Annotated in this window: 17 protein-coding genes; 8 read left to right on the top strand and 9 right to left on the bottom strand. The window is 65.5% G+C overall.

The features are described from left to right. The first annotated feature begins 5 nt into the window (after window positions 1-5). A complete protein-coding gene (locus JOF56_RS01245; RefSeq protein ID WP_209647932.1) occupies window positions 6-482 on the top strand; it encodes a TetR/AcrR family transcriptional regulator in 477 nt (158 codons plus the stop codon). Here JOF56_RS01245 and JOF56_RS01240 read toward each other — a convergent pair. Then, the gene (locus tag JOF56_RS01240) at window positions 470-1228 is read right to left on the bottom strand and encodes an SDR family oxidoreductase (protein WP_209633536.1); all 759 of its coding nucleotides are present in this window, start codon (window positions 1226-1228) and stop codon (window positions 470-472) included. The genes JOF56_RS01245 and JOF56_RS01240 overlap by 13 nt on opposite strands. Continuing rightward, the gene (locus tag JOF56_RS01235; RefSeq protein WP_209633534.1) at window positions 1225-1998 is read right to left on the bottom strand and encodes an alpha/beta fold hydrolase; all 774 of its coding nucleotides are present in this window, start codon (window positions 1996-1998) and stop codon (window positions 1225-1227) included. Before JOF56_RS01235 ends, JOF56_RS01240 begins: the two co-directional genes overlap by 4 nt. A gap of 70 nt (window positions 1999-2068) precedes the next feature. Here JOF56_RS01235 and JOF56_RS01230 point away from each other — a divergent pair, with 70 nt between their 5' ends. Further along, window positions 2069-3379, top strand: a complete 1311-nt coding sequence (locus JOF56_RS01230) for an aminotransferase-like domain-containing protein (protein ID WP_209633532.1) — start codon at window positions 2069-2071, stop codon at window positions 3377-3379. Here JOF56_RS01230 and JOF56_RS01225 read toward each other — a convergent pair. Both JOF56_RS01225 and JOF56_RS01220 read right to left on the bottom strand, forming a co-directional pair. Continuing rightward, on the bottom strand, window positions 3358-3885 hold the full coding sequence (locus JOF56_RS01225; RefSeq protein WP_245378899.1) for a DUF4865 family protein: 528 nt from the start codon (window positions 3883-3885) through the stop codon (window positions 3358-3360). The genes JOF56_RS01230 and JOF56_RS01225 overlap by 22 nt on opposite strands. 69 nt (window positions 3886-3954) lie before the next feature. After that, a complete protein-coding gene (locus JOF56_RS01220) occupies window positions 3955-5136 on the bottom strand; it encodes an alginate lyase family protein (protein WP_209633528.1) in 1182 nt (393 codons plus the stop codon). 169 nt (window positions 5137-5305) lie between these two features. Here JOF56_RS01220 and JOF56_RS01215 point away from each other — a divergent pair, with 169 nt between their 5' ends. Beyond that, window positions 5306-6481, top strand: coding sequence for a putative hexosyltransferase (locus JOF56_RS01215; RefSeq protein WP_209633526.1), 1176 nt, complete (start codon window positions 5306-5308; stop codon window positions 6479-6481). Here the strand turns inward: JOF56_RS01215 and JOF56_RS01210 are convergent. Then, a complete protein-coding gene (locus tag JOF56_RS01210; protein WP_209633524.1) occupies window positions 6470-6862 on the bottom strand; it encodes a DUF2237 family protein in 393 nt (130 codons plus the stop codon). The two genes, JOF56_RS01215 and JOF56_RS01210, sit on opposite strands and share 12 nt — an antisense overlap. 101 nt (window positions 6863-6963) lie before the next feature. Between JOF56_RS01210 and JOF56_RS01205 the strand changes: the two genes are divergently transcribed. Further along, window positions 6964-7908, top strand: coding sequence for a TetR/AcrR family transcriptional regulator C-terminal domain-containing protein (locus tag JOF56_RS01205; RefSeq protein WP_209633522.1), 945 nt, complete (start codon window positions 6964-6966; stop codon window positions 7906-7908). Window positions 7909-7952: 44 nt separating this feature from the next. Here the strand turns inward: JOF56_RS01205 and JOF56_RS01200 are convergent, their stop codons facing one another. Continuing rightward, entirely contained in the window at window positions 7953-8852 is a 900-nt protein-coding gene (locus tag JOF56_RS01200) for an ABC transporter substrate-binding protein (protein ID WP_209633520.1), read from the bottom strand. Window positions 8853-8958: 106 nt separating this feature from the next. On the opposite strand from JOF56_RS01200, the gene JOF56_RS01195 reads away from it, so the two are divergent. From JOF56_RS01195 to JOF56_RS01185, 4 genes are all read left to right on the top strand, one after another. Next, window positions 8959-9912 carry an NAD(P)-dependent oxidoreductase gene (locus JOF56_RS01195; protein WP_209633519.1) on the top strand — a complete coding sequence of 318 codons (954 nt, stop codon included), beginning with the start codon at window positions 8959-8961 and terminating at the stop codon, window positions 9910-9912. Between the two features lie 63 nt (window positions 9913-9975). Next, entirely contained in the window at window positions 9976-10209 is a 234-nt protein-coding gene (locus JOF56_RS60640) for an aminopeptidase P family N-terminal domain-containing protein (RefSeq protein WP_372448358.1), read from the top strand. After that, window positions 10190-10729 carry a M24 family metallopeptidase gene (locus tag JOF56_RS01190; protein ID WP_209633517.1) on the top strand — a complete coding sequence of 180 codons (540 nt, stop codon included), beginning with the start codon at window positions 10190-10192 and terminating at the stop codon, window positions 10727-10729. Before JOF56_RS60640 ends, JOF56_RS01190 begins: the two co-directional genes overlap by 20 nt. Window positions 10730-11037: 308 nt before the next feature. Further along, window positions 11038-12045, top strand: a complete 1008-nt coding sequence (locus JOF56_RS01185) for a LacI family DNA-binding transcriptional regulator (RefSeq protein WP_209633515.1) — start codon at window positions 11038-11040, stop codon at window positions 12043-12045. Here JOF56_RS01185 and JOF56_RS01180 read toward each other — a convergent pair. The 3 genes from JOF56_RS01180 to JOF56_RS01170 are packed head-to-tail and all read right to left on the bottom strand — an operon-like array spanning window position 12029 to window position 14545. Continuing rightward, the gene (locus JOF56_RS01180) at window positions 12029-14071 is read right to left on the bottom strand and encodes a xanthine dehydrogenase family protein molybdopterin-binding subunit (protein ID WP_209633513.1); all 2043 of its coding nucleotides are present in this window, start codon (window positions 14069-14071) and stop codon (window positions 12029-12031) included. The two genes, JOF56_RS01185 and JOF56_RS01180, sit on opposite strands and share 17 nt — an antisense overlap. 26 nt (window positions 14072-14097) lie before the next feature. Beyond that, on the bottom strand, window positions 14098-14232 hold the full coding sequence (locus JOF56_RS60635; RefSeq protein ID WP_209633511.1) for a 2Fe-2S iron-sulfur cluster-binding protein: 135 nt from the start codon (window positions 14230-14232) through the stop codon (window positions 14098-14100). Further along, the gene (locus JOF56_RS01170) at window positions 14192-14545 is read right to left on the bottom strand and encodes a (2Fe-2S)-binding protein (protein ID WP_209633509.1); all 354 of its coding nucleotides are present in this window, start codon (window positions 14543-14545) and stop codon (window positions 14192-14194) included. Before JOF56_RS01170 ends, JOF56_RS60635 begins: the two co-directional genes overlap by 41 nt. Between the last annotated feature and the right edge of the window lie 34 nt (window positions 14546-14579).

Here is a 14579-nt window from a genome sequence, read left to right as displayed (position 1 = left end):
ACGTTGTGGTCAGTACTCGCAGGCGCCTCATTTCCTGTGCGCTTGAAGTGCTTGCGAGTGAAGGTGTTGATGCGGTCACTGTCCGGAGGGTCGCGAGGGCCGCGGGGATTTCGCACGGCGCGCCCTTGCGGCATTTCCCCAGCCGGGCTGCGCTTCTGGGCGCGGTCGCGGGGGCCGGGTTCGGGCAGTTGTCGGCACGGTTTGCTGCTTTGCCTGGTGGGACTGCGAACGAGCGGGTGATTGCCGCGTGTGAGTCCTATGTGGAGTTCGCTCGGAGCAATCCCGCATTGTTCGAGTTGATGTTCCGGGCCGAGCTGGCGGCCATGGGACAGGAGGTGTTCGAGCAGTTCCGGGTTCTGGTCACGGCGCTGCCGGCGTCCGACTTGGTGGCCACCTCGTTGTGGGCGGCATTGCGCGGACTGGCGTTGTTGCCGGATGTGGACGCCGTGCTGGCCGTGACCCTGGATGCCTACGTGCGGTAGACCTGGAATGCACCGAAGCTCTGCGCGACCGGCATCAGTTCAATGAGGTTGACATTGACGTGCGCCGGCTGGGTCGCGGCCCAATGCACCGACTCGGCGATGTCCTCCGGGGTCAGTGCCTGCATTCCGGCGTACACCGCGTCTGCCTTGTCCTCGTCGCCGGCGAACCTGACCTTGGAGAACTCGGTCCCGCCGACCATGCCGGGTTCGACACAGGTCACGCGTACGCCCGTGCCGTGCAGGTCGCTGCGCAGGTTCAGGCTGAACTGGTGCACGAACGCCTTGGTGGCGCCGTAGACATTGCCGCCTGGATATGGATATGTCCCCGCGACCGAACCGATGTTGATCACATGCCCCGATCCGCGGGAGACCATGCCGGGCAGGATCGCCCGCGTGCAGGTCACCAGCCCCTTGCAGTTGGTGTCGATCATGCGGTCCCATTCGTCCTGGTCGGCGCGGTGCGCGGGTTCCAGGCCCAGGGCCAGGCCGGCGTTGTTGACCAGCACGTCGATGTTCGCGAACCGCGCGGGCAGGCCCTCGACCGCCGCGTACACGGCGTCCCGGTCCTGCACGTCCAGCTCCAACGGCAACACCTGGTCGCCGAGTTCGTCCGCCAGCTCCTTGAGCTTGTCGGCGCGCCGGGCCGACGCGATGACGTGGGCGCCCTCCGCCGCGAACCGCCGGGTGATCGCGGCACCGAACCCGGTGCTCGCCCCCGTCACGAACGCGATCTTGTCTTTGCTCATGCTCCCACCGTATTCAGTAGCCGCTGGAACGCCTTGTTGAACTCCGCGGGCCGCTCCAGGTTCGGCATGTGAGCGGCGCCCTCGATCACCGCCAAGGTGGAGCCGGGGATCAATGAGTGCATTCGCTCCGCCTCAGCGACCGGTGTGTACTCATCATCGCTCCCCACCGCTATGAGCGTTGGCACTGAGATATCTCGGAGCAATTCGGTGTAGTCGCGGCGCTCTGCGCGGCCGCGAAGTGCCGCCGCCGCGCCCTGGTGCGGAGCGCTCTTCATCATCCGAAGCACATGCTCGGCAGCCTCGGGATTGCCCGGCGCGACCATCTTCCACAGCACCTCTTCGGCGTACGGGCCCATGCCCTCGCGCAGCAGCCGGTCGGCCATGTCGTTGCGGGCCACGCGGCCCACCGGCGTCTCCGCGCCGGGGAAAGTGTCCGCGAGCAGCAAAGCAAGCAGACGCTCCGGGAACTGCCGAGCGAACTCCATCACGATTTGGCCTCCCATTGACAGCCCGCCCAACACGATCAGGTCAATCTCGAGGTGGTCCATCAGGTCGGCGATATCCTTGGCGAACACGTCCAATGTGGTCTTGTCAGACGCAGGCGTGTTCGCGCCGTAGCCCCGCAGGTCGGGAGCGATCACACGGTGGCTCCGGCTGAAGTGCTCGACCTGGGGCCGCCACATCGATCGATCGAACGGGTGACCGTGCACGAGGACGACCGGGAGACCTGAACCCGTGTCGTCGAAGTTGTCGTCAAGTTCAAAGAGCATGCACTCACGCTATCGAGGGCAATATCTCGGTGCAATAGAAACAATGCTCTCAGTACAATATGGTGGTGTAGTGGACGAATATCGATGGATAGCCGACGCCCTGGCCGGGGAGATCGCGGCCGGTCGGCTGCAGCCGGGGGATCAGCTCCCGCCGCAGCGGGAGTTCGCGCGCCGTAACGGCATCGCGAACTCGACAGCGGCTCGCGTGTACAAAGAGCTGGTACGACGTGGCTTGGCTGTCGGTGAGGTCGGCCGGGGGACTTTCATCCGCACGGCCGACCGGCCGATCGAGCCCGCACTGGCGGAGCCGGGCAACGCCAAGATCGACCTGGAGCTGAACTTCTGCATCCTGCCTGGTCAAGCGGCGTTGCTCGCCGAAAGCACCGGCAAACTGCTCCGGTCGGATGTGATGAGCGCGGCACTGCGCCCGGTCGGCGTGTCCGGCACGCCCGGTATCCGGGCCGCGGCGGCGGAGATGATGGCGCGCGAGAAGTGGCGGCCGAATCCTGACGAGATCCTGTGCACAGGCAACGGAAGGCAAGCGATCGCGGCGGCCATCGCCGCGTTGGTCCCGGTGGGTGGACGCCTGGGAGTGGAGGCACTGACGTACCCGGTTGTCAAGGCAATCGCCACCCGCCTGGGGATAACTCTTGTCCCACTGCAGATGGACGACGCCGGAGTGATCCCGGAAGCCCTGAGCGCGGCTCGCGTGCGCACGGTTTATCTGCAGCCCACGCTGCACAATCCGCTCGGCGTGACCATGCCGCTCAGCCGGCGCGACCAGATCAACGAAGTCCTTTGTCAGCAGGAGATGTACGCGATCGAGGACAACATCTACGGGTTCCTCGGCGACGATCTGCCGCCGTTGGCGCCCGGCCGGACGATCATTGTGGACAGTCTGTCCAAACGCCTGGCGCCCGGCCTGACAGTGGGATTCGCGGCCGTGCCACCGCTGTTGCTCGAGCAGGTCGCCTCCGCGGTGCGCTCCGGCGGCTGGACAGCGCAGCACTTCGCGATCGAGGCCGCCACCCGCTGGCTGACCGACGGTACCGCGGCGCAGATCGAGGCCGCCAAGCGTGAAGACGCTTTCCTGCGCCAGAAGATCGCCGACGAACATCTCGGTGTCGTGGCCGGCGAACGTCGGGCGTACCACCGCTGGTGGACATTGCCCGAACCGTGGCGCGCCGAGACTTTCGTCGCCGCCGCTGCCCGCCACGGCATCGCGATCACACCGGCCGCGGCGTTCGCCGTCGGCCCCGGTCATGCACCGAACGCGGTCCGGATCGCACTGTCCGCACCGCACTTGGACACGCTGGCACTTGCACTTGACACCCTCGCTCAAATCGCTCGGAGCGATCCCTACGAAGGCTGGGACATGTGAAGTACCTCGTACCGGTCAGGACCCGTATCCGACCACAGCGTGAAATGCACGAGCTCCCAACGGTGCGGATCGATGGCCAGCGCGGTGGCGCAGACCTCGTCCACCTCCGAGAGCTCCGCCAGGGGTTTGGTCATGTCCTGGACGAACTCGGTCAAATCCACGTCAACGGGTACCGGCGTGACGGTCCGAGTCGCTGAGCGCGCTTTCGAACCCGGCCCGTCCAGTACGGTCACGCCCGTCCAGTGCCGCACCGCAGGACGCCCGAAATCCCGCACGATGCCCTGGAATCCGCCGCCACCCCACAGGAACCGGCCCATCCCGTCGGGCGAGTCCCATACATAGAACGGCGCGTACTCGTTGACCGGTGAACCCGCGGCCTTCTCCCGGATCAGAAAGGCCTTGAACCGCAGGCCGGCGAAGGAATCCATCAGGTGCCCGCGGGTGGCGACCCGAGTCCGGATGATCTCCATGTCGTAGTCGGCGGGCAGCGTGATCTCGTACTGCATGGCGTACACGCGGTCAAAAATAGCGGCTGTCGCCCGGCCTGACCGGGCGACAGCCGCCGAAATGGCAGGTTAGTTGGGATTATTGGCGTGTGTGAGGGTGGGCCAGGCCACAAACAGGTTGTTGGCGCCATGTGGACGCCGCGACTCGGTCCAGGCCTTGGTGTTCGGCATGGTGATGCCGAGCCTGGTGCTGAAATGGTTGAAACCGACCTCGGTGACCGGCCCCAGGCCGCGTTTGACACTGCCGCCGCACAGCCACGCCGGCGGGCCTTCGAGTTCGTACCGGGTATGGAAACCGAGCGCGGTGCGCAGCCGGCCGCCGATCTCCGGATAAAGATCCTGGCCCTGGATCCGGGTCGTCTCGGCGAAAGAGGCGATCGACGCGAGGCCGTATCCGGTGTGTGTGAAGTCGCGGCACGTCTCCTGGCTGAGGCCTTCGGCAAAGGTGCTCTGGCCGTGCCAGTAGTCGACGATCTCCTGGCGGGTGTCGATTCCACTTCCGGGTGGGGTCCGCGGCAGCGCGCCATCGGCTGGCAGATAGATGTAAGCGGGCACCCGGGTACGAAAGATGGACACCGCTTTGTCGTAGACGGCACGGTCCTCAAGGAACACGGCGATTCCCAGGGACGCCTCCATCATGGTCAGCTCCCAGTTCCCATTGGTGCTCTTGCTGCCGTTGACGATCTTGGGCAGGTACACGCCGCGGAGCATGGTGGCGAACCGGGTCGTGTTGGGCCAGCTCGAGTACGTGTACCGGATGATCTCGGCGGCCTTGGCCCAGGACGCCGCCGACCATGCGGTCTGCAGTGGCGCGTTGGAGTTGGTGTGATCGCGGATCGTGTTCGACCACGCGTCCATGATCTGGATGGATTTGGTGGCGTACTGCGAATTCCGCGTGATGTACCACATCAGGGCCAAGGTATACGCGGCAATCGCGTCCTGCCGCTCTTCGGTACATCCGAGATTCGGGTTGGAATACGGCCCGCACTCGACGACCGCGCGGGGCTTGGGCGTGCGGGACAATGACCCGTACGCGCTGCCGGCCATTTGGTTGTAGGCGTTTCGCCATGGCTGGGCGTTGGCATTCACGCGGTCCCGGATGAAGTCGAGCTGGGACCGGCTGACCATAACTCCCGGATGGGTGAAGGCCGCAGGGGCGGCACTTGCCGGGACAGCCGGAACGGCGAATGCGATCAGCAGGGTGAGAGCGGCTGGGAACAGCCTGCTACGGCGACCGGATGCAGGGCGCATCGTTCTCCTTTGAACGTCCGGTGGCGGCGGGGCGCTCACCGTCAGTGTCAGTGGTCTGGACCACATACGTCAATAGCCACCTCCACAGCGAGCTCACAGGTTGCTTACAGCCGGCGTTGTGGCACGGGTGGTCTGGTGGTGGAAAGCCCCGTGAGAGGAGAGCGGCAAAGTGCTGACCCGCCCGAAGATCGTGCTGATCGCCACCGGGATTGTGCTGATCGCACTGGCGGTGCGACTGCCGTGGCTGGACTTCCAATCCCGGGACTATCAGGCCTTTGTCGCGCAGTGGTACGACTTCATCAAGGCCAACGGCGGATTCGCGGCGCTGCGCTACCAGTTCGCCAACTACAACGTGCCGTATCTCTATCTGCTCGCGATCCTGACCTATCTGCCGGTTCCCGTGCTGGCGGGCGTGAAGATGATCTCGGTGTTGTTCGACCTGCTGCTGGCGTTCTACGCGTTCAAGCTCGTCGCGCTGAAATATCCCCGTGGCTGGCAGCCGATTCTCGCGGCCGTCGTGGTCGTGCTACTGCCGACAGTGGTGGTCAACAGTTCGCTGTGGGCTCAGTGCGATTCGATCTACGCCGCGTTCGGGCTGGGCGGCGTGTACTACGCGGTGCGATCCCGGCCGTGGCTCGCGTGCGTGTTCTTCGGCCTGTCGCTGGCATTCAAGATGCAGATCGTGTTCGTTCTGCCGCTGCTGGCGATCCTTGTCCTGCTGCGCAAGGTGCCTTGGCCGGCATTGCTCGTGGTGCCCGGCGTCGTGTTGCTGCTGGACGGCCCGGCCCTGCTGGCCGGCGCCGATCCCGGCGCGCTGCTCTCGGTCTACACCGACCAGGTCGGTGAGTACACGCAGCTGACATTGAACGCGCCCAACATCTATCAATTCCTCGACATCACCACGGCAGCGGACGCATGGCGCACCGGGGGAGTGCTCTTCACAGGTGCCCTCGTGCTGGGGATCATTCTCGTGGCAATCGCCAGGCGCACTCCCATCACAATCGGCCGGGTGATCCTGCTGGCGACCCTGTTCGCGATCATGGTGCCGTTCTTCCTGCCGGCGATGCACGAGCGCTACTTCTACATGGCGGACGTGCTTTCCGTGGTCGCCGCGTTCTACTTCCCGCGCAGGCTCTGGCCGGTGCCGGTGCTCGTCCAGTTCGCGTCGTTCTTCTCGTATCTGCCGTTCCTGTTCGGCGGCCGCGGCGACGACGGGATCATGGTGGACTTCCCGTGGCTGGCGGCGGCGATGCTTGTCGCGCTCCTGCTTGCCGGCTGGGAGACGGCGGTGCGACTCAAACCGGCGAGCGCACCGGCTCCTGCCTTGGTCGCTCTAAAGCAGTGAGCTCGGGTCGGCGGGGACGTCGACGGCGTTCTCCTGCAAAGCCTCCAGTGGCACGACTTCCAGGGCGCGGGCATGCGTCGCGGCGAGCACGACCGGAGCCGCGACGCCGGCCTCATAGGACTGCACCCAGCGTGACGCGCATACGCACCAGCGGTCGCCGGGACGCAGGCCAGCGAATCCCATCTCCGGCCGCGGGGTCGCCAGGTCGTTGCCGATTTCCCGCTGGTGCTGCAGGAACTCGCCCGTCATCACCGCGCACACGGTGTGGTTGGCCACGTCTTCGGGGCCGGTGTTGCAGCAGCCGTCTCGGTAGAAGCCGGTCACCGGGTCAGTGCCGCATTCCTCGAGTGCGCCGCCGAGTACGTTCCGGTCGTCGCTCATGCTGACTAGGGTCGCACAATCACCCGATCATCCGGGAGATGTAGATCTGCCCGAGCCACCCGCGTACGGTGTACAAACCAACTAGTGCGCTGGAGGGACGGGTGCCGGCTGAGCCGCCGTATCTGCGGATCGCCGCGGAGATCAAGGACCGGATCGCCCGGGGAGAGCTGCGGGCCGGCCAGAGGATCCCGTCCACCCGGCGGATCACCCAGGAGTGGGGCGTGGCGATGGCCACCGCCACCAAGGTGATCGCCGCCCTGCGTGACGACGGCATCGTGGACACGAAACCGGGCGCGGGCACCGTCGTCCGATCGTCGCAAGTGGCGCGGGCCGGCAAGCCACCGCCGGAACCGGATCTCAGCCGCGACCGGATCGTGCGGGCCGCGATCGCCGTCGCGGACGCCGAAGGCCTGCCGATGGTCTCGATGCGCCGGGTGGCCACAGACCTCGGCGTCGCCACGATGTCGTTGTACCGCCATGTGTCCAGCAAGGACGACCTGGTGCTCTACATGGCCGACAAGGTGTTCGGCGAGCACCCGTTCCCGCCGGAGAAACCACCCGGCTGGCGCGAGTGCCTCGAACTGGCCCCGCGTCTGATGTGGACTGTGTGCCGCCGTCATCCGTGGACGGCGGAGGCATTGTCGATGACCCGTCCCCGGGTGTCACCGAACCTGCTGGCGTACACCGAATGGGTGCTTGCCGTGCTGCGCCGGTTCGACTTGTCGATGGACGAGATCATGTACACCCATTTGAACCTTTTCGGGCACGTCCGCGGCCTGGCGATCAGCCTGCAGGCGGAAACGCAGGCCCGCCAGGACACCGGTGTGACTCACGAGGAGTGGATCTCGACCGAACAACCGGCCCTGGCGACTCTGCTGGCCACCGGCCGGTACCCGGCCATGGCAGATCTGGTCGGCCGGGACTTCGACTACGACCTGGACAAAGTGTTCGACTATGGCCTGCGATTGCTGCTCGACGGGATTGAGCGGCGATTGCGCGGCCGCAATTACACTGATCAGCCCGCGGACAGAGCAAGGCAGGGCTGATGACCACCCGGGCGGAACGAACCATCCCGATCTCGCCCATGCGGTCAATCGCCGGAGCCGCCGAGGCTGTCGTCGATGATCCCGGATGCCAGCACGTCGGCGGGTGTCAGTGCGGTCGTCGATCGCCGGTTGCGGAGATCGATCACCGTCTCCTGGGCCGCTGTGGACATCACTCCGCTGGGGATGAGTCCTTCCGTGGTGTCCATGAGTGTCGCCAGGTAGCGCGCACTCGCGTTTGCGTCGAGATCGAGACGGTATTGCGCTGCGTCGAGTGCCAGATCGCGGTGCTCGCCGTTGACCAGTTCGGCTGCCGTTGTCAGCAGAACTCCGATCAGGCTGCTCAGCATCTCCCTGTCATGTTCGACGGTTTCGCCCCGAGCTGCCAGCACGGTTCCCACGTACGGCCCGAGTGCGGTCACGCTGGCAATCCGGTGCGCTCCGGCGGCTTCGGCTCGTAGATCGTTGCCGGCATTGAGCACCGTGACCGCGCATTGCCCCGAGAGCAATGCCTCAGTGCGTCGGGGCGTCGAGCCCATTGCTTCGACTGAGAAGTCCGATATCCCCAACTGCTCAAGCAGTGCATAGGCGACGAACGCGAAACCGGATGTCGGGACATCCACACCGAGCAGGCCGCCGTGCAATTCGTCCACAGCCTCGTGGCGGCTGAACAACGACAGGCCAAGCCCGCCGTCGACAGCCGCCAGGATCCGCACGTCCGCCGTCCGGTTCAGCGGGTTGTCCGGCAGACAGCGGTAAGCGACTACGTTGTCCGGGTTCGTCAGCACCGCGTCCAACTCGCCGTCAAGTAAATGGGAGAACTGCGCTGGTGAGGAGGTGGCGGGCATCTCTCGCACGGTCAACCCGGCCGTGGCCAGTGCGCCTGTTCTCGCGGCGACCTCGACGAGGACGGAAGGGCTGAAAGTTCCAAGGTTGACCGTACGCACGTCGCAATCGTTAGCAGATGGGTAGCCCAGGTCAAGCACTTGACGATGGTCGGTACGCCGGGCATCGTGAATGCGAACGATTGCAATCACTGGGAGCGAGGTAATGATGGCGGCGATTCCCGCGGACCGTCCCCGGATCGGCTGGATCGGTGTCGGCCGGATGGGTGCGGCCCTCGCCAAGCGTTTGCTTCGTGCGGGATACGAGGTCGCCGTCTACAACCGCACCCGGGCCAAGGCCGAGACGCTCGTCGAAGCCGGTGCGACCGTGGTCGACCGGCCGGTGGACCTCGCCGACCGGGAGATCGTGTTCAGTATGGTGGCCGCGTCGGTGGACCTGGAGGAAGTGACCTCGGGCAAGGACGGCCTGCTGACCAACCCCGACATCGCCCCCAAGGTGCTCATCGACTCGTCCACGGTTTCCGCCGAGTCATCAGCCGGTGTACGGGTGGCCGCACTCAAACGCGGCACGGAGTTGCTGGCAGCTCCGGTCAGCGGGAATCCGAAGGTGGTCAAGGCAGGCCGGGTGACGCTCGCGGTGTCCGGGCCGCGGGCGGTCTTCGAACAGGTCGAGCCGGTGCTCAACGCGTTGGGCAAGGCGGTCACGTACGTCGGTGAGGACGAGGTCGCCAGGCTGGTCAAGATCTGTCACAACGTTTTCCTCGGCGTGGTGATCCAGTCGCTGGCCGAGATCACCGTGCTGGCCGAGAAAGGGGGCGTGAGCAGGGCATCGTTCCTGGAGTTTCTCAACCAGTCGGTGATGGGCTCGGCCTTCAGCCAGTACAAGACGCCCGCGCTGGTCCGCCTGGACTTCACGCCCACGTTCACGATGCCGTTGCTGCGCAAGGACTTCGACCTGGGGCTGGAGGCCGCGCGGGCGATGGAGGCGCCGATGCCGCTGGCCTCGGCGGCCGCGCAGATCGTCTGCTCGGCGGTCGGTGCCGGGTTCGTCGAGCAGGATTTCGCGGTCCTCGTGCAGGAACAGGCGCGCCGGGCCGGGGTGACGCTGCAGCCGGAGAACGCTGACGTGACCGACGGTCTGGAGGAAGACGATGTTCGGTAGCCGGCCCGTCCCGGCACCGGCCATGGCGCCGTCGACTTCGAGCAGCGTGTCGACTTCGACCGGCTGCGCGACTACCGGATCGAGCGAGCCCGCGCCGCGCTCGACTCCAGTGAGTGCGGTGCGTTCCTGCTCTTCGACTTCTACAACATTCGCTATGTCACGCAGACGTGGATCGGTGGCGCACTCGGCGACAAGATGACTCGCTACGCGCTGCTTACGCGCAATGGCGAGCCGATACTCTGGGACTTCGGGTCGGCGGCGCGGCACCATCAACGCGGTGTCCGGCGAGCGCTGTAACCCGCATCCGCACAATTTCTCCGACCGATTGATCCGACCCGGTGACCAGGCCTTCTTCGACATCATCCAGTCGTACAACGGATATCGCACCTGCTACTACCGCACATTCGGCGTGGGCAGCGCCACCGGCGCACAGCGAGACGCCTACCGGCGCGCCCGCGAGTGGATGGACGCCGCGATCCAGCTTGTGAAGCCAGGCGTAGGCACCGACGAGATCGCGCTGGCCTGGCCGGCGGCAACCGAGTTCGGATTCGCCGACGAGATGGCCGCGTTCGGCCTGCAGTTCGGCCATGGCCTCGGGCTCGGCCTGCACGAACGGCCGATCATCTCGCGGCTCAACAGCCTGGCGCATCCGGTGCAGATCCAGGCCGGGATGGTGTTCGCGCTCGAGACCTACTGTCCTGCCTCGGATGGGTTCTCCGCGGCACGGATCGAGGAAGAGGTCGTGGTGACCGAGCGCGGCGCCGAAGTACTGACCAGGTTCCCGGCGCAGGACTTGTTCATCGCCAATCCGTATTGACACTGACCTATTCGTCGCACGCAAGTGCCGGTGCGTTCCGGATCTTTGTACTCGCCCCGGCAATCGGCTGAGAGATCACCGAAGTAGCCGGCGCAACGAGGGCGGCCCGACGTTCACCGAGGTACTGCCTTCGCGTGGAGGGTCCAATGAGGACTGCCGGGCAACGCTGACGCTTCGGGCAAAGTGGACTCATCGGTGGCTGACGCGGTGTACATCGCGTTGGCCCGGGCCACTCGGCCACTGCGAAATTCGGCGGAAACAGACCAAAGACACTGGTCGGCTGGTGACAGACCGCTAATGTGACCGCCGTGGAAAAACCACCAACCATCAAGGATGTCGCCAACCTGGCGAGGGTGCACGCGGCGACCGCCAGCCGGGCGCTGAACCCGTCGACCAGGGCCAAAGTCAGCACACGGACTGCCAACCGGGTGCTGGAGGCAGCGAAATCCCTGGGCTACGCCCCGAATTCGGCAGCTCGCAGCCTGCGGACCAAGACGTCCTCGGTGGCCGGGGTGATCATTCCAGACCTGCGGAATCCTGTATTTCCTCCTATCGTCCGAGGAATCGAGGATGCTCTGCGCGAAGCCGGCTACATGGCCCTGATGGGCAATACCGACGGCGACGAGGAGCGCGAACGCGAGTTGTTGCTGGCCATGCGCGGTCGGCAGACCGATGGCTTCATCCTCGCGACCGGCCGCCGCAACGATCCGCAGCCCGAAGACCGCGTACCGACGGTGCTTGTGAACAGGCGCACCGACAGCAGCGAAATCCCTTCTGTCACCAACGACAACAACGCAGGTGTGCACGCCACAGTCCAGATGCTTGCCGAACTGGGGCACGAACGAATCGCCCATGTCGCAGGGCCTCAGGCGCTGTCCACCGGCTGGGAGCGTTATCGGGCCTACCTCGATGCAATGGCCGCACATGGTCTGGCGGTAGACCCCGAATGGGTGACGTATTCGGAGGCATTCACCGAGGAAGCCGGGTACGAGGCGGCCAAGCGCTTGCAGGGCGGCGTCACCGCGATTGTCGCGGGCAATGACTTGATTGCACTGGGCTGCTACTCCGCACTGGAGGAGCGCGGCCTGGAGTGCCCCACGGACGTGTCCGTGGTCGGGTTCAACGACATGCCGTTCGCCAACCGGCAACGGCCCGCGCTGACCACGGTCCGGATCCCGCACTACGAAATGGGTCTGGAGGCCGCCCGGCTGTTGCTGGAGCGCATCGCCGACCCGACCGCACCGGCCAAACGGGTGATCCTCCCGGTCGAGTTGATCCGCCGCGCTTCGGTCGCTGCAATCAAGTCAGTGCATTGACAATGTTCTCCGATGTCAGCGGCAGAGCACGGACTCGGACACCGATGGCATTGCTCAGAGCATTCGCGATTGCCGCCGCCGTAGGTCCCTGCGCCGCCTCACCCGCTCCGAGGTACGGCTCGCCGGGTTGATCGAGCAGGGTGATGTCGACCTCGGGTACCTCGGAGAACCGCAGGATCGGATAGCTTTCCCAGCTGGCGCTGGTGACGTGGGTCCGGTCGAAGCGCACTTGTTCCTTCAGTGTCCAGCTGGTGCTTTGGATCGCGCCGCCTTCGATCTGATTGCGTAGTCCGTCCGGGTTCACGATCTGCCCGGCGTCCACGGCGATCGTCAGCCGTTCGACCCGGACTTCGCTCTCCGCCTGGACTTCCGCGACGACCGCGCAGTACGCGCCATGATGACTGTACCGGGCGAACCCGAACCCGAAGCCGTGGTTCTCAGCTGGTTCCCGTTCCCACCAACCGGCCTGGTCGGCCGCGGCCAGCACAGTCATGCGCGCTCGATCGTCCCGGAGATATCGCAGCCGGAACTCGACCGGGTCCACCTCACCGGCCAATTCGTCCATAAAGGACTCGATGGCGAAGACATTGATGAACGCTCCCAGCCCGCGCAACGCGGATGTGCGCAGCGGCATGGTCAGCAGCCGTGACTTGATCACTTTGTGGTGCGCAAACCGGTACAGCGGAACACTGTTGCGTTGCGCCCCACCGCCGCGAGCGGTCGGCGGATCCACGGACACCGGGATGGGCCGGGGAGCCGATATGTACGCCGCCGACAACAAAGAAGGCTCATTGGCGGTGCCTGGCCGCGAAATGTGACCATTGCCGAAGGTTTCGTGCTGCCACGCGACGATACTGCCGTCCTCGGCCAGGCTGGCGGACATCCGGACTGCCATCGCGGTGCCGAACGGCGCCCAGCTCAGCTCGTCCGCACGTGACCACACCACTTGCACCGGCTGGCCAGGGACCGCGCGAGCCAGGAGCACGGCGTCGAAAGCCGCATCGTCCGCGCCATTGTGCCCATAGCAACCAGCGCTTTCGACGTGGTGTACGACCAATTGCTCCTCGGGCAACGTCAGAGCAATCGAGATTGCGTGCCGGAGATTGTAGGCGCCCTGGGTGTGGCTCCAGACTTCGAGATTCGCACCGTCCCAGCGCGCGATTCCGCACGAGGGTGCGATTGACGCGTGCGCGAGATACGGCCGGGAGTAGGTCGCCGTGGCAGTCCGGCCGGGACCGGGAGTGCCGGACTCATCGATGACCATTGTGTCGAACGGCCCGGTGGTCAGGAACTCGTCGAGTGACTCCGGCAACTGCGCGTGCTCGTCCCATTTGGCGTGGGACCGCAACAACTCGGCGCCTGCGATCGCCGTTTCCTCCTGCGTGGCGACCACTCCCAGGAAGCTGCCGTCCTGCACGATCTCGACGACGCCGACCAGGTCCTTCGCCGCTGGCATGTCCAGCTCGCACAAGGTCGCGCCAGGGGAGGGCGGCCGTACGATCCGTCCGTACAGCATGCCGGGCAGGTCGAGGTCGTGGATGTATCTGGGCTTCCCGCTGATCTTGTCCGGTAGGTCCAGGCGCTTGGCCGGGCTCCCGACGACGCGGTATTCGCTTGGTGCCTTGGGCTTTGACTCGCCCGTGGCGTTGATGTCCAGGCTGACGAGGTCGGCGAGCTCCCAGTAGCTGGTGCTGCCGTTGGCCGACGTGATCACGCCGTCGTCGATGGCGAGGTCGGGGCTGCCGAGCCGATCAGCGGCGGCAGCCAGGAAGCAGGCCCGGACCTCGGCGCCGACCTGGCGCAACGCTGTGCCGGAGTCCTCAAGGGAACGGCTGCCCGCGGTGAGGTTCTCGTCCGGGGTGATCGGCGTGATCATCGGGATCATGCGGATCCGGTGCAGCGCCACGTCCAGTTCTTCGGCGACGATCTGCGCGAGCGTGGTGTGGATGTCTTGTCCCAGCTCGACTTTGCCGGACCGGACGCTGACGGTCCCATCTCGGTGCACGGTGACCCATCGGGAAAGCATCGGTGTGGTCCGTAGATTGCCCGGGATCATTCGCTGGCTCGCAGCACTGCTCGCACCATCCGGTTGTGTGCACCGCATCGGCAGAGATTGCCGTCGAGTGCGGCGCGTACGGTCTTCTCGTCAGGCTGTGGATTGCTCTCCAGCAATGCAGTCGAGCTCATGACAATCCCGGAGACGCAATAGCCGCATTGCGCGGGCTTGTTCAGCGATGAACATCTGCTGGACCTTGTTGTCCCCCAGGCTTTCGATCGTGCGCACGCGCTCGCCTGCGATCGACCACAGTGGAGTGTTGCAGGATTGCACCGAGTGGCCGTCGATGATGACATTGCACGCGCCGCACAGTCCGAGACCGCAGCCGAACTTGGTGCCCTTGAGACCCAGGTGGTTTCGTAGCACGAACAGCAACGGGGTGTCGCGGTCGCAGGTCACCTCGACTGGCGTGCCGTTGACGGTCAGTTGGAAGGTCTCAGTCATACCCACCCGCTTGTTTTGCTAACGATTGCACATC

Origin of the sequence: Kibdelosporangium banguiense (assembly GCF_017876405.1) — a bacterium.
GTDB lineage: Bacteria > Actinomycetota > Actinomycetes > Mycobacteriales > Pseudonocardiaceae > Kibdelosporangium > Kibdelosporangium banguiense.
The sequence above is the reverse complement of the archived record's forward strand: the minus strand, read 5'-3'. Positions and strand labels throughout refer to the sequence as shown.